The 4,350-nt window shown below is 74.8% G+C and carries 2 protein-coding genes; both read left to right on the top strand.

The features are described from left to right. The coding region (locus D471_RS32435; RefSeq protein WP_017596844.1) for a glycosyltransferase at positions 1–2,982 on the top strand (2,982 nt) is incomplete at its 5' end. Further along, positions 2,983–4,350, top strand: a 1,368-nt coding sequence (locus tag D471_RS39920; protein WP_017596843.1) for a DUF5719 family protein, incomplete at its 3' end; no start/stop codon positions are given. It lies immediately after the preceding gene.

Here is a 4,350-nt window from a genome sequence, read left to right as displayed (position 1 = left end):
GTCCTCGCTCTTCCGGCGACCACCGGATACGGCGACTCCGTCCGCCGCGCCCTCGACCTGCCGCGCTCCACCACCCCCGTCAAGGGCGTCGCCGACGACGCCGTCGAGTGGATCTGGCTCATCCACGATGACCTCACCCCCGAGCGCGACGCCCTCGAACGGCTGCTGGTCGCCGCTGACCAGGACCCGCGCGCCGCCGTACTCGGCCCCAAACTCCGCGACTGGTTCGACCGCCGCCGCCTGGTCGAGGTGGGCGCCACCATCGACGGCGCGGGCCGCCGCGAGACCGGCCTCGAGCAGCGGGAGTTCGATCACGGCCAGCACGACGGCACTCGCCAGGTCCTCGCGGTGTCCAGCGCGGGCATGCTCGTCCGGCGCGACGTGTGGGACCGGCTCGGCGGGTTCGACCCCGCGCTCCCCCTGTTCCGCGACGACATCGACTTCTGCTGGCGCGTGGGCGGCGCCGGGCTCCGCGCGGTCCTGGTCACGGACGCGGTGGCCTACCACGCCGAGGCCTCGGCCCGCCGACGCCGTCGGATCACCGCCACCCGCAACCACCCGCGCCGTGTCGACCGCAGGCACGCCGTCTTCGTGCTCCTGGCCAACCTGCCCGCCGGCGGCATGGTGGCCGCGCTCGTGCGCAACTCCCTGGCCTCCCTGCTGCGCGTGATGATGTACCTGCTGATCAAGCAGCCCGGCAACGCCCTGGACGAGGCCGCGGCCATCACGCTCGTGTACCTGCGCCCGCTCCGCCTGGCCCGGGCGCGCTTCCGGCGCCGCCGCGACCGCCGCCGCACCTACAGCGCGATCCGCCCCTTCCTGGCCCGGGGGGTGGCCCTGCGCCAGTTCGCGGACGCCGTCACCGGCGTCCTGTCCGGAGAGCCCGTCCTCAACACACCCGGGCGCCACCAGGCGGTCACCGCCCCGCCGAGCCCCGACGACGAGGAGGCGGCGCTCGCCGACCAGACCAGCTTCCTGCGCCGCGTCATCCTCCGGCCGGGCACGCTGCTGCTCCTGGGGCTGGCCGTCGTGGCGCTCATCGCTGAGCGCTCCCTGCTCTTCGGTGACCTCCTCGCGGGCGGCGCGCTGCCACCGGTCGCGGGCACGGCGGGCGACCTGTGGTCCCTCTACCTGACCGGATGGCCCGACCACGGGCTCGGCTCGAACACCCCGGTCCCGCCCTACGTCGGCCTGCTCGCCCTGCTGTCCACGCTCACCCTGGGCCAGCCCTGGGTCGCCGTCTCCGTGATCCTCCTCGGCTGCGTCCCGCTGGCGGGGCTCACGGCGTTCCTGCTCGCCCGCGAGGTCGTGGAACCGCGTCCGGTACGCCTGTGGGCCGCCGCCGTCTACGCGTTGCTGCCCGTGGCGACCGGAGCGATCGCCCAGGGGCGCTTGGGCACGGCTCTGGTCCACATCCTGCTTCCGGTCATGGGACTGCTGGCGGTCCGACTGGTGTCGCTGCCCCCCAGACCGTCCCGTCGCGCCGCCTGGGGGCTCGGCCTGGTCCTGGCCGCGGCCACCGCGTTCGTTCCGATGGTGTGGGTGCTGTCGCTGGTCACCGGGGTCCTGGTCGCGGCGGCCTTCGGGTACCTGGGGCGGCGGCTGTACGTGAGCGTCGCGCTGAGCCTGGCCGTACCCGTCGTGCTGCTGCTCCCGTGGTCGCTCGAACTCCTCCGCCACCCCACGCTGTGGCTCCTGGAGGCGGGGTTGCACCCGCCGACGGAAGCGGCCACCGCCGGGGAACTGCTCCTGTTCTCCCCCGCCGGGTCCGGCACCCCGCCGATGTGGGTCACCGCGGGTTTCGCGGCCGCGGCCCTGTGCTCGCTCCTGCTGCTGCGCGACCGGATGGTCGTCGCGGCGGGCTGGTCACTGGCCCTGTTCGGGCTGCTCGTGGCCGTGGCGACCAGCCGACTGGTGATCGAGCCGCACTCCGGCGGACCCCCCTCCCCGATCTGGCCCGGCGCGGCCCTGTCCTTCGCCGCCCTCGCCGTCCTGCTGTCGGCCGCGACCGCCGGGCGGTCGCTCGGCCCCATGATCCGCCTGGGCGGGCTCCGGCGCGTGTTCGCGGTGGCCGTGGCGGTTCTCGCGCTGGCCACGCCGCTCTCCGCCGCGGCGCTGTGGATGTGGACGGGCGTGGACGGGCCGCTCACCAGCCGCGCGGACATGGTGGTGTCCCGCGCGCTGGAGGTCGTCGACCAGGATGGGACACGACCCCGCACCCTGGTCGTCACACCGGGGGAGGACGGCGTCGACTACACCGTCCTGCGCGGAGAGGCGCCCAGGATCGGGCAGGAGGGTGTGGTCCCCACCGAGGAGGCGAGGGAGTTCATGGACCGGGCGGTCGCCGAGCTCGTCGGCGGTCAGGGTGGGGAACACCTGCACTACCTGACCGATTACGGGGTCCAGTACGTGCTCTACCCGCGCCCGGAGATCGGCGACGCCCACGACGCCTCGATGGTCACCACCCTGGACGGCACACCCGGTCTGCTCCGTGTGTCGCTGTCCGACCGCTACGGCCTCTGGCGCGTGGGAGAGCCCACCGGGGCCCTGCGCGTCGTCGCCGAGGACGGCGAGACCCGGGCGCTGGACGTCGACGCCGACCTCCCCGCGGGTGACTCCGGGCGGCGGCTCCTCCTGGCCGAGTCCGCCGACCACGGATGGCGGGCCACGCTCGACGGGACCGACCTCGTCCCGGTCGGGACCGAGAACGGTCTCCAGGCGTGGGAGCTGCCCCCAGGCAGCGGTGAGCTGCGCGTGTGGTACTCCGACCCCGTCCACACCGCGTGGCTGGTCACCCAGGGCACGCTGCTGCTGGTGGCGGCCGTCCTGGCGGCGCCCGGTGCCCGGACCGAGGAGGAGACGCGGTTGATCGAGTCCGCCGCCGCACCACGGCCGCGACGACCACGTCGGACGGGGCGCCGCTCCCGCAGGGGCGGACGCCGACGCGCCGGTCGGGTCACGGCCGTCCAGAGGGAGGGTTAGATGCGGCTGATCGTGGAGAACCGGTTCGCGCTGTTCGGCCTGGTCGCCCTGGCGCTGGCCGCGTTGTTCGGTGGCACGCTCGTGCCCGTGAGCGACCCGCTCGGAGCCACCCAACCCGGCACGGTTCGCCCCGACCTCACCGCGAGGGTGTGCCCGGCGCCCCACGAGGGGGCCCAGAGCACCGTCGCCGCCTACGCCCCGAGGGTGGGCCGCGACGACGCGGGCAGGCTGTGGGCCGACGTCGGCGAGGACCTCACCGAGCCCGGCAACGTCTGGCTGGCCGAGACCGAGGGGGTCGACGGCCCCACCGTCCTGCGCGCCGAGGGCAGCCTCGCCTCCGGGCTCGACGCGGCGCAGACCACGGTGACCGGGGCCGGGATGACCGAGGTCCGCTGCGCCCAGCCCTCGACGAGCACCTGGTTCGCCCTGCCCGGCGGCAGCGGGAACGCCGGAGTCGGCAGCGACGGGCGGGGGCACGTGATCGACGAGGACGACGAGGGCGACCCGGTGGAGACCGAGACGCTCACCGTCCACCTGGCCAACCCCTCCAGGACCGCGGCGACCGCCAGCGTGGACGTGTACACGACGGACGGCCTGTCCTTCTCGGACGAGAGCCGGGGGATCTCCGTGCCGGCCGGGGAGTCCATCGAGTTCGAACTGACCGAACTGATCCAGCAGTCCGCCTCACTCGGCGTCCACGTGCGCACCAGCACCGGCCGCGTGGCGGCGTCCCTGCTCTCGGAACACTCCTCCGGCGCCGTCTCCTGGGTTCCCCCCACCCGGGGGCCCGCCGAACGGCACGTGATCCCCGGACTGCCCGAGGGCGAGGGCACGCGACGGCTTTTCGTCACCTCTCCGGGGGGCGACCTCGCCGAGGCCCGGGTGCGCGTCCTTCCGGTCGACGGCGACGAGGAGGAGCTGATCCTCGACGTCCCGCCCTCCGGCTCCGCCTGGGTCACCCTGGAGGCGGCACTGGCCGGGCGTTCCGGCACGGTCGTCGTGGAGGCCGACGCGCCCGTGGTGGCGGGAGCCCTCGCCGAGGACGACGACACCGCCTACCCGGCCGCGGTGGACCCGCTCTCCCATCCCCTGGACACCACCGCGGTCCTGCCGTTCGTCCCCGACGGCGTGGACGCGGAGCTGGTCGTGACCGCTCTCGAAGGGGACGCGCACCTGGTGGTGACGCCGGTGGGCGCCGACGGGACCCAGGGCGACGCCTCCCGCGTCGACCTGGCCGCCGGGGCCACGCTCGTATCCGGAGCCGAGTGGGATCTGCCGTCGGACGAGGGGAACACGGTCCGGCTGGAGCTGTTGGAGGGCTCCGGACCGGTGCACGCGGCGCGGATCCTCAGCACCGAGGACGGGTGG

Source organism: Nocardiopsis lucentensis DSM 44048, from assembly GCF_000341125.1.
In the GTDB taxonomy this organism is placed as follows: domain Bacteria; phylum Actinomycetota; class Actinomycetes; order Streptosporangiales; family Streptosporangiaceae; genus Nocardiopsis; species Nocardiopsis lucentensis.
The sequence above is the reverse complement of the archived record's forward strand: the minus strand, read 5'-3'. Positions and strand labels throughout refer to the sequence as shown.